Origin of the sequence: Escherichia sp. WS1152 (assembly GCF_046487665.1) — a bacterium.
GTDB classification, from domain to species: domain Bacteria; phylum Pseudomonadota; class Gammaproteobacteria; order Enterobacterales; family Enterobacteriaceae; genus Escherichia; species Escherichia coli.
Window position 1 is genome coordinate 1 of sequence record NZ_JBJQJA010000034.1, and the last position, 18,650, is coordinate 18,650.

At 46.7% G+C, this 18,650-nt stretch carries 16 protein-coding genes, 3 tRNA genes and 2 pseudogenes; 7 read left to right on the forward strand and 14 right to left on the reverse strand.

Annotated elements, in window-relative coordinates; translation table 11 throughout:
* From ACJHW7_RS24305 to ACJHW7_RS24320, 4 genes are all read left to right on the forward strand, one after another.
* A partial coding sequence (locus ACJHW7_RS24305) for an IS1 family transposase (RefSeq protein WP_000851394.1) occupies window positions 1-96 on the forward strand: 96 nt, incomplete at its 5' end.
* Between the two features lie 60 nt (window positions 97-156).
* Window positions 157-1,473, forward strand: coding sequence for a shikimate transporter (gene shiA / locus ACJHW7_RS24310; protein WP_073313632.1), 1,317 nt, complete (start codon window positions 157-159; stop codon window positions 1,471-1,473).
* 101 nt (window positions 1,474-1,574) lie between these two features.
* Complete coding sequence (gene amn / locus ACJHW7_RS24315; protein WP_001060221.1) at window positions 1,575-3,029, forward strand: AMP nucleosidase; 1,455 nt, start codon at window positions 1,575-1,577, stop codon at window positions 3,027-3,029.
* A 342-nt stretch (window positions 3,030-3,371) separates the two neighbouring features.
* Window positions 3,372-4,088, forward strand: a complete 717-nt coding sequence (locus ACJHW7_RS24320; protein WP_000532923.1) for a YebC/PmpR family DNA-binding transcriptional regulator — start codon at window positions 3,372-3,374, stop codon at window positions 4,086-4,088.
* A 452-nt stretch (window positions 4,089-4,540) separates the two neighbouring features.
* On the opposite strand, the gene ACJHW7_RS24325 is transcribed toward ACJHW7_RS24320, so the two are convergent.
* A tRNA-Asn gene (locus ACJHW7_RS24325) sits at window positions 4,541-4,616 on the reverse strand.
* A 100-nt stretch (window positions 4,617-4,716) separates the two neighbouring features.
* Window positions 4,717-6,204: a toxic metabolite efflux MATE transporter YeeO gene (gene yeeO, locus ACJHW7_RS24330; RefSeq protein ID WP_001327950.1), complete on the reverse strand. Its 1,488-nt coding sequence runs from the start codon at window positions 6,202-6,204 to the stop codon at window positions 4,717-4,719.
* A gap of 160 nt (window positions 6,205-6,364) precedes the next feature.
* Between yeeO and ACJHW7_RS24335 the strand changes: the two genes are divergently transcribed.
* A tRNA-Asn gene (locus ACJHW7_RS24335) sits at window positions 6,365-6,440 on the forward strand.
* 37 nt (window positions 6,441-6,477) lie between these two features.
* On the opposite strand, the gene cbl is transcribed toward ACJHW7_RS24335, so the two are convergent.
* On the reverse strand, window positions 6,478-7,428 hold the full coding sequence (gene cbl / locus ACJHW7_RS24340) for an HTH-type transcriptional regulator Cbl (RefSeq protein ID WP_001011013.1): 951 nt from the start codon (window positions 7,426-7,428) through the stop codon (window positions 6,478-6,480).
* A gap of 101 nt (window positions 7,429-7,529) precedes the next feature.
* Window positions 7,530-8,447, reverse strand: a complete 918-nt coding sequence (nac, locus tag ACJHW7_RS24345) for a nitrogen assimilation transcriptional regulator NAC (RefSeq protein WP_001011475.1) — start codon at window positions 8,445-8,447, stop codon at window positions 7,530-7,532.
* Between the two features lie 325 nt (window positions 8,448-8,772).
* Between nac and ACJHW7_RS24350 the strand changes: the two genes are divergently transcribed.
* Window positions 8,773-8,848: transfer RNA gene (locus ACJHW7_RS24350), tRNA-Asn, on the forward strand.
* A gap of 55 nt (window positions 8,849-8,903) precedes the next feature.
* Here the strand turns inward: ACJHW7_RS24350 and ldtA are convergent.
* From ldtA to ACJHW7_RS24390, 8 genes and pseudogenes are all read right to left on the reverse strand, one after another.
* A complete protein-coding gene (gene ldtA, locus ACJHW7_RS24355; protein WP_000986329.1) occupies window positions 8,904-9,839 on the reverse strand; it encodes a L,D-transpeptidase in 936 nt (311 codons plus the stop codon).
* A gap of 61 nt (window positions 9,840-9,900) precedes the next feature.
* Window positions 9,901-10,980 carry a nicotinate-nucleotide--dimethylbenzimidazole phosphoribosyltransferase gene (gene cobT, locus ACJHW7_RS24360; protein ID WP_228253788.1) on the reverse strand — a complete coding sequence of 360 codons (1,080 nt, stop codon included), beginning with the start codon at window positions 10,978-10,980 and terminating at the stop codon, window positions 9,901-9,903.
* 11 nt (window positions 10,981-10,991) lie between these two features.
* The gene (cobS, locus tag ACJHW7_RS24365; protein ID WP_001355648.1) at window positions 10,992-11,735 is read right to left on the reverse strand and encodes an adenosylcobinamide-GDP ribazoletransferase; all 744 of its coding nucleotides are present in this window, start codon (window positions 11,733-11,735) and stop codon (window positions 10,992-10,994) included.
* Window positions 11,732-12,277 (reverse strand): bifunctional adenosylcobinamide kinase/adenosylcobinamide-phosphate guanylyltransferase, encoded by a 546-nt coding sequence (cobU, locus tag ACJHW7_RS24370; RefSeq protein WP_000973159.1) that lies wholly within the window; start codon window positions 12,275-12,277, stop codon window positions 11,732-11,734. The genes cobS and cobU overlap by 4 nt, the downstream gene beginning before the upstream one ends.
* A gap of 151 nt (window positions 12,278-12,428) precedes the next feature.
* Window positions 12,429-12,572, reverse strand: a pseudogene (locus tag ACJHW7_RS24375) (cobalamin biosynthesis protein); the annotation flags it as partial.
* An 8-nt stretch (window positions 12,573-12,580) separates the two neighbouring features.
* Window positions 12,581-12,769: pseudogene (locus ACJHW7_RS24380) on the reverse strand (IS4 family transposase); the annotation flags it as partial.
* A complete protein-coding gene (locus tag ACJHW7_RS24385) occupies window positions 12,742-12,948 on the reverse strand; it encodes a hypothetical protein (RefSeq protein WP_274051664.1) in 207 nt (68 codons plus the stop codon). The pseudogene ACJHW7_RS24380 and the gene ACJHW7_RS24385, both read right to left, overlap by 28 nt.
* An 84-nt stretch (window positions 12,949-13,032) precedes the next feature.
* Entirely contained in the window at window positions 13,033-14,013 is a 981-nt protein-coding gene (locus tag ACJHW7_RS24390) for an IS5-like element ISKpn26 family transposase (protein ID WP_000019449.1), read from the reverse strand.
* A gap of 183 nt (window positions 14,014-14,196) precedes the next feature.
* Here ACJHW7_RS24390 and dcuR point away from each other — a divergent pair, with 183 nt between their 5' ends.
* Window positions 14,197-14,922, forward strand: coding sequence for a two-component system response regulator DcuR (gene dcuR, locus ACJHW7_RS24395; RefSeq protein ID WP_072644965.1), 726 nt, complete (start codon window positions 14,197-14,199; stop codon window positions 14,920-14,922).
* A gap of 593 nt (window positions 14,923-15,515) precedes the next feature.
* Here the strand turns inward: dcuR and ansB are convergent.
* On the reverse strand, window positions 15,516-16,562 hold the full coding sequence (gene ansB, locus ACJHW7_RS24400) for an L-asparaginase 2 (RefSeq protein WP_072644966.1): 1,047 nt from the start codon (window positions 16,560-16,562) through the stop codon (window positions 15,516-15,518).
* Window positions 16,563-17,049: 487 nt separating this feature from the next.
* The gene (locus ACJHW7_RS24405; RefSeq protein ID WP_410233583.1) at window positions 17,050-18,384 is read right to left on the reverse strand and encodes an anaerobic C4-dicarboxylate transporter; all 1,335 of its coding nucleotides are present in this window, start codon (window positions 18,382-18,384) and stop codon (window positions 17,050-17,052) included.
* Between the last annotated feature and the right edge of the window lie 266 nt (window positions 18,385-18,650).

Genomic DNA, 18,650 nt, shown 5'->3' on the forward strand with positions numbered 1-18,650 from the left:
GCACGGCTGGGACGGAAGTCGCTGTCGTTCTCAAAATCGGTGGAGCTGCATGACAAAGTCATCGGGCATTATCTGAACATAAAACACTATCAATAAGTTGGAGTCATTACCCCTTTTCCATACTAATTATAAAAAGACAGTACAAACAGGATCATTATGGACTCCACGCTCATCTCCACTCGTCCCGATGAAGGGACGCTTTCGTTAAGTCGCGCCCGACGAGCTGCGTTAGGCAGTTTCGCTGGTGCCGTCGTCGACTGGTATGATTTTTTACTCTATGGCATTACCGCCGTACTGGTGTTTAATCGCGAGTTTTTCCCGCAGGTAAGCCCGGCGATGGGAACGCTCGCCGCATTTGCCACCTTTGGTGTCGGCTTCCTTTTCCGACCGCTCGGCGGTGTCATTTTCGGTCACTTTGGTGACCGGCTGGGACGTAAGCGCATGCTAATGCTGACCGTCTGGATGATGGGCATCGCGACAGCCTTGATTGGTATTCTTCCTTCATTCTCGACCATTGGGTGGTGGGCACCTATTTTGCTGGTGACACTGCGTGCCATTCAGGGATTTGCCGTCGGCGGCGAATGGGGAGGCGCAGCGTTGCTTTCCGTTGAAAGTGCGCCGAAAAATAAAAAAGCCTTTTACAGTAGCGGTGTACAAGTTGGCTACGGAGTAGGTTTACTGCTTTCAACCGGACTGGTTTCATTGATCAGTATGATGACGACTGACGAACAGTTTTTAAGCTGGGGCTGGCGCATTCCTTTCCTGTTTAGCATCGTACTGGTACTGGGAGCATTGTGGGTGCGCAATGGCATGGAGGAGTCCGCGGAATTTGAACAACAGCAACATAATCAAGCGGCCGCGAAAAAACGCATCCCGGTTATCGAAGCTCTGTTACGACATCCCGGTGCTTTCCTGAAGATTATTGCACTACGACTGTGCGAGTTGCTGACGATGTACATTGTTACTGCCTTTGCACTTAATTATTCAACCCAGAATATGGGGTTACCGCGCGAACTTTTCCTTAATATTGGTTTGCTGGTAGGTGGATTAAGCTGCCTGACAATTCCCTGTTTTGCCTGGCTTGCCGATCGTTTTGGTCGGCGCAGGGTTTATATCACAGGCGCGTTGATCGGAACGTTGAGCGCATTTCCTTTCTTTATGGCGCTTGAAGCACAATCTATTTTCTGGATAGTTTTCTTCTCCATAATGCTGGCAAACATTGCGCATGACATGGTGGTGTGTGTGCAACAACCGATGTTTACCGAAATGTTTGGTGCCAGTTATCGCTACAGTGGTGCTGGAGTCGGTTATCAGGTTGCCAGTGTGGTTGGCGGTGGATTTACACCTTTTATTGCCGCTGCACTCATCACTTACTTTGCCGGGAACTGGCATAGCGTCGCCATTTATTTGCTGGCTGGATGCCTGATTTCTGCAATGACCGCTTTATTGATGAAAGACAATCAACGCTCGTGATAGCCTGGCGAAGATCATCCGATCTTCGCCTTATACTTTTGTTTCACATTCCTGTGACATACTATCGGATGTGCGGTAATTGTATGGAACAGGAGACACACATGAATAATAAGGGCTCCGGTCTGACCCCAGCTCAGGCACTGGATAAACTCGACGCGCTGTATGAGCAATCTGTAGTTGCTTTACGCAACGCCATTGGCAAATATATTACAAGTGGCGAATTACCTGATGAAAACGCCCGCAAAAAAGGTCTTTTTGTCTATCCATCACTGACCGTAACCTGGGACGGTAGCACAACTAATCCCCCCAAAACGCGCGCATTTGGTCGTTTTACTCACGCAGGCAGCTACACCACCACGATTACTCGCCCTACTCTCTTTCGTTCGTATCTCAATGAACAACTTACGTTGCTGTATCAGGATTATGGTGCGCATATCTCTGTGCAACCCTCGCAGCATGAAATCCCTTATCCTTATGTCATTGATGGCTCTGAATTGACACTTGATCGCTCAATGAGCGCTGGTTTAACTCGCTACTTCCCGACAACAGAACTGGCGCAAATCGGCGATGAAACTGCAGACGGCATTTATCATCCAACGGAATTCTCCCCGTTATCGCATTTTGATGCTCGCCGGGTTGATTTTTCCCTCGCACGGTTGCGCCATTATACCGGTACGCCAGTAGAACATTTTCAACCGTTCGTCTTGTTTACCAACTACACACGTTATGTGGATGAATTCGTTCGTTGGGGATGCAGCCAGATCCTCGATCCTGATAGTCCCTACATTGCCCTTTCTTGTGCTGGCGGGAACTGGATCACTGCCGAAACCGAAGCGCCAGAAGAAGCCATTTCCGACCTTGCATGGAAAAAATACCAGATGCCAGCATGGCATTTAATTACCGCTGATGGTCAGGGTATTACTCTGGTGAATATTGGCGTGGGACCGTCCAATGCTAAAACCATCTGCGATCATCTGGCAGTGCTACGCCCGGATGTCTGGTTGATGATTGGTCACTGTGGCGGATTACGTGAAAGCCAGGCCATTGGAGATTATGTCCTTGCACACGCTTATTTACGCGATGACCACGTTCTTGATGCGGTTCTGCCGCCCGATATTCCTATTCCGAGCATTGCTGAAGTGCAACGTGCGCTTTATGACGCTACCAAGTTAGTCAGCGGCAGGCCTGGTGAGGAAGTCAAACAGCGGCTGCGTACAGGTACTGTGGTAACCACAGATGACAGGAACTGGGAGTTACGTTACTCAGCTTCTGCACTTCGTTTTAACTTAAGCCGGGCCGTAGCAATTGATATGGAAAGTGCAACCATTGCCGCGCAAGGATATCGTTTCCGCGTGCCATACGGGACACTACTGTGTGTTTCAGATAAACCGTTACATGGTGAGATTAAGCTTCCCGGCCAGGCTAACCGTTTTTATGAAGGCGCTATTTCCGAACACCTGCAAATTGGCATTCGGGCGATCGATTTGCTGCGCGCAGAAGGCGACCGACTGCATTCACGTAAATTACGAACCTTTAATGAGCCGCCGTTCCGATAATAAGTTATGAACCTTCTTATCAGAAATAGATGTGAAGGATTAAGTAAGACATCTGGCAAATAGCCTGCAATAAACGCGGGCTGTTTGCTTCCTTGGGCAGATGCGAGTTTTATTATCGTCTTAATGATTTCCACATATTAAAAGCAAGTATGCTTTCAAAACACAATTATAAAAAATCCCGCCAACAACATTAGTTTTTATAAAATTAAATATAAGATTATGGCTTTAGAATATTTTTATTTCTAATAGACGAGATTTTTCCTGTTATGATATAATATGCTGAATTAACACATGTTAACGATTTACCAGTAATGTAAATAAATTTTCGAGGAGATCATTCCAGTGGGACGTAAATGGGCCAATATTGTTGCTAAAAAAACGGCTAAAGACGGTGCAACGTCTAAAATTTATGCAAAATTCGGTGTAGAAATCTATGCTGCTGCCAAACAAGGTGAACCCGATCCAGAATTAAACACATCTTTAAAATTCGTTATTGAACGTGCAAAGCAGGCACAAGTTCCAAAGCACGTTATTGATAAAGCAATTGATAAAGCCAAAGGCGGTGGAGATGAAACGTTCGTACAGGGACGTTATGAAGGCTTTGGTCCTAATGGCTCAATGATTATTGCTGAGACATTGACTTCAAATGTTAACCGTACGATTGCTAACGTTCGCACAATTTTCAATAAAAAAGGCGGCAATATCGGAGCGGCAGGTTCTGTCAGCTATATGTTTGACAATACGGGTGTGATTGTATTTAAAGGAACAGACCCTGACCATATTTTTGAAATTTTGCTTGAAGCTGAAGTTGATGTTCGTGATGTAACTGAAGAAGAAGGTAATATTGTTATTTATACTGAACCTACTGACCTTCATAAAGGAATCGCGGCGCTAAAAGCAGCTGGAATCACTGAGTTCTCAACAACAGAATTAGAAATGATTGCTCAATCTGAAGTTGAGCTTTCCCCAGAAGATTTAGAAATCTTTGAAGGGCTTGTTGATGCCCTTGAAGATGACGACGATGTACAAAAAGTTTATCATAACGTCGCAAATCTCTAATTATCTTTTAAAGAAATCTGTCTTTACGGCAGATTTCTTTAATCTCATATAATTCTTATAAAAAATATAATATTCAACTCGTCATATTGATTATACCCCCCCCGTTCCCAGAGAAATAATATTTATTAAAATTCCAGTTCTTCTTTTTCTGATTACAGAAGGCAAAGTGGCAATTACGTATAGTTTCCCGATAAAGACGCGATAGCGACATCCCGCATAAGGCATTTTTCTCTTTATCTTTGTACGGTACTTCATGGAACAGAGTTTTTGACCTTGCGAATCGTGATGTCTGTTGGGGAGGGACAATTTGCTCACTGAAGCGTGAGACTCGATTAAGCGCACGAAACACAGAAATCAAAAACCCGGCCACTTTTTTACAAAGTGACCGGGTAAAAATAATTTTTATTTTTTAACTGTCCTGAGACTCATAGAGATGTCTCAAAACTAAAATTTGGCTCCTCTGACTGGACTCGAACCAGTGACATACGGATTAACAGTCCGCCGTTCTACCGACTGAACTACAGAGGAATCGTGAGAACGAGGCGAATATTAGCGATGCCCACCCACAATGTCAAAGCCTGTTTTTTAAATTTGAAATCGTTTGCTGAAATAATCTGCATTTTGTCGTTTATTCCGACACAACTGGCTTTTTTTCACACTTTTGCGGCTCGGATCGAGGGTATTTCCATAGCCAACGTCCAGTAACCATTCGCCAGTAAAACAGCACGGCCCGCACAGCCCAGTCGGCAAACATTCCCATCCAGACGCCAACCACACCCCAGCCAAGCATGATTCCCAGCACATAACCGACTACAACCCGACAACCCCACATGCTCAACATCGAAACCCACATGGCGTAACGGGCATCACGAGCACCTTTAAATCCAGCGGGTAGCACCCATGAGGCGGACCAAATAGGCATAAATAAAGCATTTAGCCAAATCAGAATCACAACGACGTGTTTAACCTGTGGATCCTGGGTGTAAAACGATGCCATAACCCCGGCAAAGGGAGCCGTTAGCCAGGCGATGGCCGTTAATCCAAGAGTGGACAGCCAGAACACATGCCGCAACTGAATCTCTGCTTGCGCTATCTGCCCTACCCCCAACCTTCGGCCTGTAATGATCGTAGAAGCAGAACCGAGCGCACTTCCGGGTAAGTTGATAAGAGCCGCAATTGAGAACGCGATAAAATTTCCGGCAATAACGCTGGTCCCCATCCCGGCAACGAACATTTGGGTTAATAACCGACCACTGGTAAATAACACTGATTCGACACTCGCTGGAATACCAATCCCCATGACTTCCCAGATAATGCTAAAATTCAGCGGTTTAAAATAGCTCTTTAACGAAATCCTTAGCGCAGGATTAAAACCAATCGCCAGCACCCACAAAATTGCAACTGCGCCAATATAACGAGAAATGGTTAAACCCAACCCAGCCCCGACAAATCCCAGTCCCGGCCAGGAGAAAAGGCCGTAAATCAATATGCCGCTAATAATAATATTAAGAATATTCAGGCTACCGTTAATCAGTAGCGGTATTTTCGTATTCCCTGCACCACGAAGTGCCCCGCTACCAATCAAAGTGATGGCAGCTGCTGGATAACTGAGTACCGTCAGCTCCAGATAAGTCAACGCCAGTGCTTTAACGTCTGTCGTGGCATCACCCGCGACGAAATCAATAATTTGCTCGCCAAAATGATGAATAAGCGTTGCCAACAGTACGGCAAACAACGTCATGATCACCAATGACTGCCGCGTCGCCACCCTCGCTCGTCGTCGATCCCGCTTACCGAGACTAAATGCCACAACGACAGTAGTACCAAGATCGATAGCAGCAAAAAAAGCCATAATGACCATATTGAAGCTGTCCGCCAATCCCACGCCGGCCATCGCATCTTTTCCCAGCCAGCTGACCAGAAAAGTGCTCAGAACCCCCATCAACAGGACACAGGCATTCTCCATGAAGATAGGAACAGCAAGCGGGGTTATCTCGCGCCAGAACAACACTTTGTAGCTCTTGCGTTTAGCGTGCCAGCGAGTGCCGTGAACAACCTGGCGTAAAGCAGAGGAGATATTCAAAGCCGACCTTAATTGCAGAAAGTGAAACCACATTTCAAATAATGAGGGAGAATCAGCAAAGCTGCAAAGATTTTCGCCAACAAATTGTCTGCAAATGCAACAAACTGTTGATAGAAACGGCAAACAGTTGGGGAATTTAAAAATCGGGTTTGACAAAAGATTTTTCGCCGTTAAGATGTGCCTCAACAGCGATTCCTCTGTAGTTCAGTCGGTAGAACGGCGGACTGTTAATCCGTATGTCACTGGTTCGAGTCCAGTCAGAGGAGCCAAATTTCTGAAAAGCCCGCTTTTATAGCGGGCTTTTTGCTATATCTGATAATCAATTTCCTCTTCACTGTTTTCCATCACCTGGCGCTTGATATCCTCAACTGACAGTCCTGCATTACAAAGTTCCAGAAAGCGCCAGACATAGTTACGCTGAAGTTGTCCTCGCTTGAGTCCCAACCAGACAGTATTAGCATCGAAAAGATGCCGCGTATCCAGGCGGATTAAATTCTTTTCCTCTTGTTCACCGCTGGATTGTTCGGCAACTAATCCGATCCCAAGCCCAAGAGCAACATAGGTTTTAATGACATCAGAATCCTGCGCACTTAATACAATATCTGCCAGCAAACCTTTGCGGGCAAATGCGTCATCAATACGTGAGCGCCCCGTAATCCCCTGTCGGTAAGTGATTAACGGCCACTTCGCTATTGATTCCAGCGTCAATGGTGTAATTTGCGTCAAGGGATGATCGTGTGGAACAAGCAAACTATGGTGCCAACGAAACCACGGGAAGGCGACGAGCTGCGGGTCATTACTCAAACGCTCGCTGGCGATACCAATATCAGCTTCGCCATTTTGCAACAACGTCGCAATTTCCTGTGGCGTACCCTGGATTAGCTCCAGCCGAACCTCCGGGAAAAGTTCGCGAAAAGCTTTAATGACCTCAGGCAAGCTATAACGTGCCTGAGTATGCGTTGTTGCAATAGTGAGAACGCCAGACGTATCGTTGGTAAACAGGTCTGCAAGCCGACGAACATTACTGGCTTCATTCAGAATACGTTCTGCAATGACCAGTAATGCTTTGCCCGGTTCAGTCATGCCCAGCAGTCGCTTACCTCGTCGAACAAATATTTCGATGCCAAGTTCATCCTCCAGTTCCCGAATATGACGGCTGACGCCGGACTGTGAGGTAAAAAGCATATTCGCAACCTCTGTCAGGTTGTAATCCTGACGTGCAGCCTCGCGGATTATCTTTAGTTGTTGGAAATTCACGGTAAACTCCGGGCAGTTCAGATTTTCCGTTATTGTTAAAGTCTAATGCCCGGCATAACAAATAATAAAAACCCGCATCTTATTCCATCCCGATATAACACTTAGCTCACCAATTGCCACTGCCTTTTTTCCATCACTGGAGAACTCATCACTGACATTAACAACTCTTTCACTGCCTGTGCCTGTGGTGATAAGTTCGCTCTGGCGGGTAAATTTAATGACAAAGAGAGACTCATGGAAGGTGTGGTAATGCGTGACATCCACCCGTTTACTGCGCCACATAACGAACGCGCGGCCGATTCGGGTAATACTGCAACGCCCATGCCGCTGGCAATCGCTGCGGTAAGCGTGGCAATAGACTCAATTTCACCAATGACTTTTGCCGTGAGTCGCCGTAGGGAAAAAGCCTCATCAACACGAAGTCTAACAGCACTGTAATCACTGGGAAGAAAGAGGTTCATTTGCGCAATAGCATTAACATCAACGCTTTGCCCCGGACAATCTTGAGTCCCTACCAGGAAAAGATCTTCTTTCAGTAAAGCCTGACTGGATACACCAGCCACAGGGGAATGCTCATAAATCACCGCCATATCGAGTTGGTGATTTATCAGTTTTTCGTTAAGCACTGCACCACTATTTTCATGAAGATAGATAACGACCTCCGGGAATTCAGCGCGAACCGCCTGTAATAAGGGCATGGTGATGGATGACGCAGCGGTTCCTGGCGCAAAGCCAATCGAGACTTGCCCCGATAATGCCTGACCAACGTTATGCACCGCCAGTTGGGCCTGCTCACACTGACGTAAAATGGCCCGCGCATGGGTATAGAGAATTTTTCCGGCGTCTGTTGGCGTAACGCCCCGTTTTGTGCGAATCAAAAGTTGTTGATTTAACTCACCTTCGAGTGTGGCAACCTGCTGGCTGAGCGCTGGTTGTGCGATATGCAATACTTCAGCAGCCTGAGTCAGGCTACCAATATCTACAATTTTTACGAAGTATTTCAGGCGTCTGAAGTTCATGTTGCCTCCGGTTTTTGAGAATCGGCCCAAGTGCCGCCATTACTTACAACCAGATTGCAAGATGCTTGCCAGTTTTATTTTGGCGTTGATGTACAAGCTAACCAACTGTCAAATAAGAGATTATGATAGATTCGTCATTGGCTCTTTTCACCAGCAGTCGCGTTCCCCTGCCCTATAAAAGGAGGGTATGCACCACGATGGTTCATTACCAATAAGATTGAAATCTCATCACTTTGTTGAAATTGACAGCAAACAAACAAAAAAATGCATTTCACCCTTTGACATCACCATGCACTGCCATTAATATGCGCCCCGTTCACACGATTCCTCTGTAGTTCAGTCGGTAGAACGGCGGACTGTTAATCCGTATGTCACTGGTTCGAGTCCAGTCAGAGGAGCCAAATTCAAAAAAGCCTGCTTTCTAGCAGGCTTTTTGCTTTCTAATTACCAACGCTCTTAAAACATCTGTCTTGAACCAGAACTAATTTGCACAGGCATTCCCGATCGACGTTGCAACGCAGCATTTGCGCGATTCACATCAACTTCTTGCCCGTTGATAAACGCCCGCAAAGATGGGGTTACCGGCAATGGCACTTTTCGGTCAGACTCATATTCAGCACGATTGCGCGACAGCGGCTCATGAACTTCCAGCCACTTTGAACCATCCGGTTCCGTTGTGTATTTCACTGGCTGATCAATAATTTGCACACGAGTACCTACAGGAACATTATCAAACAGATATTTGATATCGTCATTGCGCAGACGAATACAGCCCTGACTTACCCGGAGCCCAATACCAAAATTGGCATTGGTACCGTGGATGGCATATAGCCTGCCAATATAAATCGCGTACAGCCCCATGGGATTATCGGGCCCCGCAGGAACAAATGCGGGCAAACTCTCCCCTCGTTTCGCATATTCGCGCCGGGTGTTCGGCGTTGGCGTCCAGGTTGGTGCTTCTTGTTTACGTTCAACGGTAGTCACCCAGTTACGCGGGGTTTCTCGCCCAGCCTGGCCGATACCAATAGGAAAGACTTCCACAGTATTACTGTCTGGTGGGTAGTAATAAAGACGCATCTCAGCGACGTTAACCACAATCCCTTTACGAACAGTGGCGGGCAAAATCAGTTGCTGCGGAATGGTGAGTTGCGAACCTGACTTCGGTAAGAAAACATCAGCGCCCGGATTCGCTTCCAGCATGTTACTTAACCCTTGCCCGTATTGTGCGGCAAAAGTCTCCAGCGGCTGGGTATTGTGATCAGGAACAGTTACAGTAAGCGACTGCCCCACTAAACGGCTACCCTCTGGAGGTAATGGATAAGTTACCGCCAGGCTAGTATGGCTGGCAAAAAGCAGAGCAAATGAGCAAAGAATATTTACACGACGCATCATGTCCCTTTCCTAAGTCGCGAAAGCTATCGGTTAAGTATAGCTTTTATCAGACTTTTCGTTTTTAACTGTTCAAATCAGAAGTCGTATTCCCCGGTAGAACAATTTTACTGGCAGCAAGTTCGCCCATGTTGTTGTATATCGCACAAGCAGCTTCGATGATGGGCATCGCCAGAGCTGCGCCACTCCCCTCACCTAAACGCATATCCATATTGAGAAAAGGCTCCAGCCCCAAATGCGACAGCGCTATACGCGCCCCTTTTTCTGCCGACAGGTGAGAAGGAATGAGATACGGTTTGATTGCAGGAGACATCTGGCAGGCTGCGAGCGCAGCAGCATAAGAAAGAAATCCATCCAGCAACACGGGTAAACCGCAGGAAGCAGCGCCTAACATCACGCCAGCCATTCCGACCAAATCAAATCCACCCACTTTTGCCAGAACATTAACGCCATCCTGCGGATTTGGCTGATTCAACGTAATCGCCCGGCGCACAACATCAATTTTATTAGCCAGTTTATCTGTCGGCAGGTTTGCGCCAATCCCAACCACTTCTTCAGGATCCCGGCCAGTGATTGTGCTGACTATTGCTGCTGCCGGTGTCGTGTTTGCCATCCCCAGTTCACCTACACCAAACAGCGTGACACCGTTTTTTGCCAGCTCCCGCGTATAACATATGACGTCCAAAAGTAACTTTTCAGCCTGACGGCGACTCATTGCCGGAGCTGAAGCAATATTGCCGCTACCTCGTGCGACACGCATGTTGATAAGCCCGGGGATAGGCTCAGCAGTATCAATACCAACATCAATTACGTGGACGTTAGCGCCCGCTTGTGCTGCCAGCACACACACGCCGGTTGTTCCGCGGGTCATATTTTCAGCCTGAATGGCTGTCACTTCTTTTGGGGAAATAGCGACCCCTTCCTCCCAGACGCCGTGATCGGCACACATAACCAGTACCGCTTTTTTGCCCACATGCGGTATGCCATTCAACCCCGGCATTCCCGCCAGTTGTACGCCAAGCGCCTCCAGCCTTCCCAGGCTACCAACAGGTTTGAGTAACCCGTCAATATGCCGTTGTGCACGCGACATAGCGGCAGGATCGATGGCAGGGATCGTATTCAGTAAAATGGCAAGTGTTTGCATGTCACGTCTCTTTATAGCAGTGCCAGCAGGAAGACCAGTTCACCAAGCTCTATGGCTGCTCCCAGCGTATCGCCGGTTTGCCCGCCCAGCGTACGTTTGAGAAGCTGACCGAGGATGAAAATCGCCACCATCGTCACCACCATAGCAGCCACACCATGCATACCCGGCAATAATACGGCAGCAAAAATAGCGGCTAAGCCGAGTGTGACGCAGGTTTGTCGCCCATCAATTTTGCCAATGAACACATTGCCAAGCCCTTCTTCCCGGGCATAACGATGACGATACATCAATAATGCGGCAGTCCCGCGGCTGATCGCACATGCTGCCGCCAGCGATGCAAGGATCGGTTCGCCACGCAGAGCCAACTCGCTTAACACCAAAATCTTTGCCAGTACAACAAAAATCAATGCCAGACCGCCGTGGGTACCTAAACGGCTATCACGCATGATTTCCAACATGCGATCGCGGCTACGTGCAGAAAATACGCCATCACAGGTATCGGCGAGGCCGTCCAGGTGGAATCCCCCGGTCATCAGCGCCAGCACAAGCACGCTAAACAGTGCCGCCAGTGGTACGCCACACCATGCCTGCAGCACCATGAAGACCAGCCCGCTAATCGCGCCAAGCAATAATCCAATTAAAGGAAAAGTAATAATACCGCGAGAATAATGCTCGAAATCCAGTCCCTGGGACCAGCGACGCGGTACAGGCAGACGCGTAATAAAAGAGAGCATCGCCCAAAATAATTTACTCATTTGATTTTTACTCCAATACCCGAAACCACCAACCATACTTCATTTGCCGCAGCGGCCAGCTGCTGATTTACCCGCCCGGCAATATCACGAAAATGTCGTGCCAGACGACTCTCCGGCACAATCCCCATTCCCACTTCGTTAGTCACTAATACAACCTTTGCGGGACAACGTTGGCAGGCAGCAATCAACGACTGAATCTCAGCATTAATCGCCTGTTCCATCGCCTGATAATCCCATTCATCAGGGTCTTTATCGCCGCCATAATCAAACAACAGATTAGTCACCATGGTGGTAACGCATTCCAGCAACACAGCCTCATGCGGGTTAATGTCTGCATGAATTAATTCATCAAGATGTTGCCAACGCTCCACCGTGCGCCAGTGCGCCGGGCGGCCTTGCCGATGATGTTCTATCCGTGCAGCCATCTCATCATCAAGGATTTGCGAGGTAGCGATATACAGAACCTGTGAAGAGTCCCCAATAAGCGCCTCTGCGTGGCGACTCTTCCCGCTCCGTGCGCCCCCCGTCACCAAAATCATCATACCGACTCCTGATTCAAATGTATGATGGTATTCATTGAACAGAACAATGGATCCCCCACCGTTGCTGACCGCAAAACATTTACGCGATTAATACTGCGCGTAATATAATTAAAAATCCAGCATTCTCAATCCATTACGAAATAAGATGGCATTACGGAATAGCCAGACTTTCTTGTGTTAACGTCCGACAAAATGCGTCATTGACAGCGGTTTCTGTGGATTGACACATTTCATTCAGATAATGAATTAATGCTACTGCCGGAACAACCAGCAAACGGGCATTGTGTTCTGAAATCCAGGCTATTGATTCAACGTCAGCGACAGATCTGCGCTGTAAAAGAACTTGTAAAACAACGTAATAGAATTATCCGGAATGGTGGCGACTATGCACTAGAACACCACAATTTCGCTCTCTCGGTAAGGCACTGTCACAGCATTCAACAGAATGTGACTTGCCAGATTTATTAGCGCCACCAGATGTTTAACCGGGTAACCACGACCCAGTCGGGGATATATTCCATCTTCTCGCTGACATCATCAAGAATAAAAAGGTTTATCACACTCAGAGCAACGTTCTTCAGCAGGCGGGATAATTCTTCAACATTTAGGGAAGGTGCGAATAAGCAGGTCATTTCTTCCCAAGCTGACTCGCTGATTAAAATTTCGCGGATCTGGGCCGATTTTTTTCCCGCAAACACATCGAATCAGCCTATTTAGGCTATTTTTTCCACCATTTCTGGCGTTATTTCCGGTTTTTACTGAGATCTCTCCCACTGACGTATCATTTGGTCCACCCGAAACAGGTTGGCCAGGGTGAATAACATCGCCAGTTGGTTATCGTTTTTCAGCAGCCCCTTGTATCTGGCTTTCACGAAGCCGAACTGCCGCTTGATGATGCGAAACGGGTGCTCCACCTTGGCACGGATGCTGGCTTTCATGTATTCGATGTTGATGGCCGTTTTGTTCTTGCGCGGATGCTGCTTCAAGGTTTTTACCCTGCCGGGACGCTCGGCGATCAGCCAGTCCACATCCACCTCGGCCAGCTCCTCGCGCTGTGGCGCTCCTTGGTAGCCGGCATCGGCTGAGACAAATTGCTCCTCTCCATGAAGCAGATTACCCAGCTGATTGAGGTCATGCTCGTTGGCCGCGGTGGTGACTAGGCTGTGGGTCAGGCCACTCTTGGCATCGACACCAATGTGGGCCTTCATGCCAAAGTGCCACTGATTGCCTTTCTTGGTCTGATGCATCTCCGGATCGCGTTGCTGCTCTTTGTTCTTGGTCGAGCTGGGTGCCTCAATGATGGTGGCATCGACCAAGGTGCCTTGAGTCATCATGACGCCTGCTTCGGCCAGCCAGCGATTGATGGTCTTGAACAATTGGCGGGCCAGTTGATGCTGCTCCAGCAGGTGGCGGAAATTCATGATGGTGGTGCGGTCCGGCAGGGCGCTATCCAGGGATAATCGGGCAAACAGGCGCATGGAGGCGATTTCGTACAGGGCATCTTCCATGGCACCGTCGCTCAGGTTGTACCAATGCTGCATGCAGTGAATACGCAGCATGGTCTCCAGCGGATAGGGCCGTCGGCCATTGCCCGCCTTGGGATAAAACGGCTCGATGACAGCGGTCATATTCTGCCATGGCAGAATCTGCTCCATGCGGGAGAGGAAAATCTCTTTTCGGGTCTGACGGCGCTTAGTGCTGAATTCACTATCGGCGAAGGTGAGTTGATGGCTCATGATGTCCCTCTGGGATGCGCTCCGGATGAATATGATGATCTCATATCAGGAACTTGTTCGCACCTTCCCTAACCTAGGGAAAGTTAATTAAATTTCATAAGTAACAACAGGGTTTATTTTTAACTCATAACATATAATATTTATATAAATTCAGGCATTATATTGGAAAGCCAGGTTGAAAATATGAACAATGTATTAATTATTGATGACGATATATTAGTAGCTGATGTGATTCGTCGCATTGTAGAGCAAACCCCGGCATTTAAATGCTGTGGCATAGCATTATCACTTAATCAGGCTAAAGAAATCATATCTCAAAATAAGAAACTGGCTGACTTGATTTTTCTTGATATTTATATCAATAACGAAAATGGGCTTGATTTACTCCCTTTTCTTCATAACATTCATTGCAAAAGTGATGTTATTGTGATTTCCGCTGCTGATGACTCTGCGACAATTAAAAATTCATTACATTATGGTGTTTCAGATTATCTGATAAAACCATTTCATATCTCACGTCTGGTTGATTCGCTTACACGATGGAAACATAAAAAGACTCTTCTTGAGAGTCAGAAGATATTCAAGCAATCAGAACTGGATTTATTAACTCACAAGATCATCCCGAACACAGAAAAAATAAGACATTTACCCAAAGGACTGTCAACAGATACATTGCGAATTATTTGTAGGTGGATTGATGAACATCAACATAAAAAATTCACACTCAATGAACTGGCCAGTGGTATTAAGATATCCAGAATCTCATGCAGAAAATATATCATCTGGCTGGTAAGTTGCCATATATTGGCATTTGATGTTTCCTGTGGTGTCACTGGTCGCCCTGCTTATCGTTACTGGATAAGACATCAATATTACCCATATATTAAAAAATATAGTGAAAAACCGTAAGCCTTTTAATCATTTATCTACCATAATTATGACATCTACTTAATCACAATAAACTCATCGTGCGATAATTTCTGGAGAGGTGTTCCGGATATTAAGAGGATAAACGTATGGTCAGGGAATAGTTATGTGTGGTAAATATGGAAGATTTCAGATTTTTTGACATTTACACTGATGCATGGCACTCCCCCATTGTTCAGAAAGAGTATATTCTCCCGGATGCTTCGTTACCAATCCTGCCCGTTTTTTCCTCCATTTTATCGTGAATGAATTTGTCCTGGAACAACACTGGTGTACCAGTGAACAAAAGATATTATTTCTCTGGATTCAACTGTGAATTCGTTCGTCTGTCTGCCAAGTAATACTGCACAGTTTTTGACACAGCACATTTTATGAATGTTACTCATCTTCACGATAAGCATCAGGATATCATTAACTAGTCCCTCCCGATAAATCCGGAATTAACCACATTTTATGGGTACAAGAAAACCACAACGTATTGAAATGGTCCCCATTATTCATGTCTGTCACATTATCCCTGAAACTGACTAAAACCAATACTATAAAAGCCCCGGCACGGTACCGGGGCGAGGTGATTAGTACTGATTGAAGATCTGCTGGATCTGCTGCGGATCTTTGGTTTGCGTCAGAGCCAGCTGCAGCAGGACGCGCGCTTTTTGCGGGTTCAGCGTGCCAGAGGCGACGAAGCCGTATTTCGCATCATCCACTTCAGCATCCTGAGTGGTAGCGCCCGTCGGTACACGGGAAGAACGCACTACTGCAGTGCCGTTTTTCGCGGCGGTTGCAAGGGTGTCAAATACGGTTTTATACAGGTTGCCGTTACCCACACCAGCGCTAACGATGCCATCATAGTCCGCATCTACCAGTGCTTTAGCCGGAAGATCGGATGCGTTAGCGTAGTTATAAACAATGCCGACTTTCGGCAGTTCATTCAGCTTAGAGACATCGAACGGCGTGTCGCTGGTGTGCTTACGTGCCGGGGTACGTTGGTAGTCAATCTTACCGTTGTGAATGTAACCCAGAGGACCATAGTTAACAGACTTGAAGGTCGCTACGTCGGTGGTGTTGGTTTTGGTGACATCGCGACCGTCCAGTACGGTGTCGTTCATCACCACCAGCACGCCACGATTAGCGGAGGCTTTATCAGCTGCGGTCACTACCGCGTTATACAGGTTGAATGGACCGTCTGCGCTCATGGACGTGGACGGGCGCATTGCGCCGACCATCACCACCGGTTTGTCGCATTTCACCGTCAGGTCGAGGAAGTAAGCGGTTTCTTCCATCGTGTCGGTACCGTGAGTAATGACGAAGCCGTCGGTTTTATCGCAGTCGGTGTTAATTTTTTTCGCCAGTGTCAGCCAGACATTATCGTTCATGTCCTGGGAGCCGATATTCACTACCTGCTCGCCTTTAACGTTCGCAATGTCCTTCAGTTGCGGCACCGCATTAACCAGATTTTCTACGCCAACTTTACCCGCTGTGTAGTTAGATTTGGTTGCGGAGTCACCACCACCGGCAATGGTCCCGCCGGTTGCTAAAATGGTGATATTGGGTAATGCCAGTGCTGCACCACTAAAACCCATAACCAGTGCGGCAAGTGCCGTTCTTTTATAGAAATTCATATCTACCTCCTGGACTGTGAAATATATTTACCATGTATTTTTCTATAGAACAGTTAATGCCTTATAAATTTGCTTAATAATGATATGTTTTAATAAATTCATTCTCTTTAACTTGTCATTAACTCATCCAGAATAAGATGATAAACTGTTATATTTCAGGATATAATATCCCTCCTTGACAGGTGGGCGAACAACATTAACTATCGATAAAAAAACACCGCATTCCGTGATAACATCATTCATCAAAAATATTCTTATCGATGTAGAAAACATCAATGTAAATAGAATGTTTAATTACCTCCCATTCAGAATAGCAATGAGCGTCCATCATGTTTTTTGATTAGAATCGTATAATAAATGTTGCACTAAAATATTTATAACGAAGTAACAATGCGCACCTCAATACTTAAAGATTGAATGGGCTACCAATCAATGTGGATACGTATTGACGGGTAGCCAGGAGATTGAAATTACGTTCGGTCAAGAATCAGAACATACTCACCACAAGAAATCCCAGAAGCACTGAGAAAGCAATAGCCAGTACACCCGGAATAAAGAAAGCATGGTTGAACACATACTTACCAATACGGGTCGTTCCTGTGTCATCCATTTGCACCGCCCCCAGAAGGGTTGGGTAAGTTGGTAACACAAATAAAGCAGACACAGCAGCAAAAGAAGCTACCAGCATGTAACTGTCATCCGGATTCGCTGCAGTAATACCCAATGCAGTCACAATAGCCGGAGTGATAGCTTTGGCAGTTGCAGCCTGTGAATACAGAAGCATCGCAGCCAGGAAAAATACCACAGCCAGAAGAGCTGGATACTGGGATACAGTAGTTCTGGCAAGCTCCTTAATTTCTCCTGAATGACCAGATACAAAAGTGTCCCCCAACCATGCCACACCCAGTACACAGATACAGGCAACCATGCCTGACTTGAACACAGAGGAGTCCGCAATCTTGTTTATATCTGCTTTACAGAAAAGGGTAATGAATCCGCCAACCAGTAGCATGAGACTCATAATAGCCGCATCACGACTAACAACAACGTTATCAATCAGACCCAGCGTCGGGCTAATGGCCGAAGCGTAAAGGACCACCAGGATGACGCCAATAAGGAAAATTGAGACAGATCGTCTGGCATAAGGCTTGAGCTGTTTGTTAACACTCTTTACTGGCGCGCTTACGAGTCCTTTGGAAAGACGCTCCCGGTAAACCGGATCATTGTCTAATTTCATGTCAGAAATCAGACTGATTATAAATGCGGTAAGCATGCAACCAACGAATGTGGTAAACAACCATATCCCAAGCAATACTGGATAACTCCACCCAAAGCCTTCCAGTACGCCAGACATATAGATAACGGCAGCCGATACAGGTGATGCTGTAATTGCAATTTGAGATGATACAACCGCAATTGAGAGCGGACATGAGGGCTTAATGTTTTGTTCTTTGGAAACTTCGACAATTACAGGGATCATTGAAAATGCAGTATGTCCCGTACCGGCAAAGATTGTCAGCACATAAGTGACAACCGGAGCCAGGTAATTAATATATTTTGGATTTTTACGAAGAATTCGTTCAGCGACCTGAACGAGATAGTCCAGTCCTCCCGCCAGTTGCATGGCCGAAATAGCAGAAATTACCGATGCAATAATTAGAATCACATCCCAGGGGATATTACCAGGCTTCATATCCAGACAAAGCCCCAGAATCAATACCCCAATGCCACCGGCATAACCAATACCAATCCCGCCCATACGGACACCCAAAAAGATTGCCCCCAGCAGAACCACTATCTGAAGAACAGTGATAATATCCATGATTCTCTCCCGAATTAGTGAGACACCTTTACCCCTGAGCTCCTCTCAACAAAGGCCTTATGGAATGTATTTTTACAAACATCCGGGCAGAGGACTGATACGTTTTCATTCGCGCCATCCCCTGCCGGATCTCCCTTCTTACAGATTCTGAACAATTATTGTTCGAACTTCGGAGCAATCAGATTATCCAGATTGAATGTCTTCTCCCATTCTTCCTGTGTGAGTAGCTTACGTTCGACAACCACTATCTGATGGAGGGATTTGCC

Coding starts and splice junctions, on each gene's coding strand:
- shiA (WP_073313632.1), top strand. CDS start 157: ATGGACTCCACGCTCATCTCCACTCGTCCCGATGAAGGGACGCTTTCG.
- amn (WP_001060221.1), top strand. CDS start 1,575: ATGAATAATAAGGGCTCCGGTCTGACCCCAGCTCAGGCACTGGATAAA.
- yeeO (WP_001327950.1), bottom strand. CDS start 6,204: ATGTGGTTTCACTTTCTGCAATTAAGGTCGGCTTTGAATATCTCCTCT.
- nac (WP_001011475.1), bottom strand. CDS start 8,447: ATGAACTTCAGACGCCTGAAATACTTCGTAAAAATTGTAGATATTGGT.
- ldtA (WP_000986329.1), bottom strand. CDS start 9,839: ATGATGCGTCGTGTAAATATTCTTTGCTCATTTGCTCTGCTTTTTGCC.
- cobT (WP_228253788.1), bottom strand. CDS start 10,980: ATGCAAACACTTGCCATTTTACTGAATACGATCCCTGCCATCGATCCT.
- cobS (WP_001355648.1), bottom strand. CDS start 11,735: ATGAGTAAATTATTTTGGGCGATGCTCTCTTTTATTACGCGTCTGCCT.
- cobU (WP_000973159.1), bottom strand. CDS start 12,277: ATGATGATTTTGGTGACGGGGGGCGCACGGAGCGGGAAGAGTCGCCAC.
- ACJHW7_RS24390 (WP_000019449.1), bottom strand. CDS start 14,013: ATGAGCCATCAACTCACCTTCGCCGATAGTGAATTCAGCACTAAGCGC.
- dcuR (WP_072644965.1), top strand. CDS start 14,197: ATGAACAATGTATTAATTATTGATGACGATATATTAGTAGCTGATGTG.
- ansB (WP_072644966.1), bottom strand. CDS start 16,562: ATGAATTTCTATAAAAGAACGGCACTTGCCGCACTGGTTATGGGTTTT.
- ACJHW7_RS24405 (WP_410233583.1), bottom strand. CDS start 18,384: ATGGATATTATCACTGTTCTTCAGATAGTGGTTCTGCTGGGGGCAATC.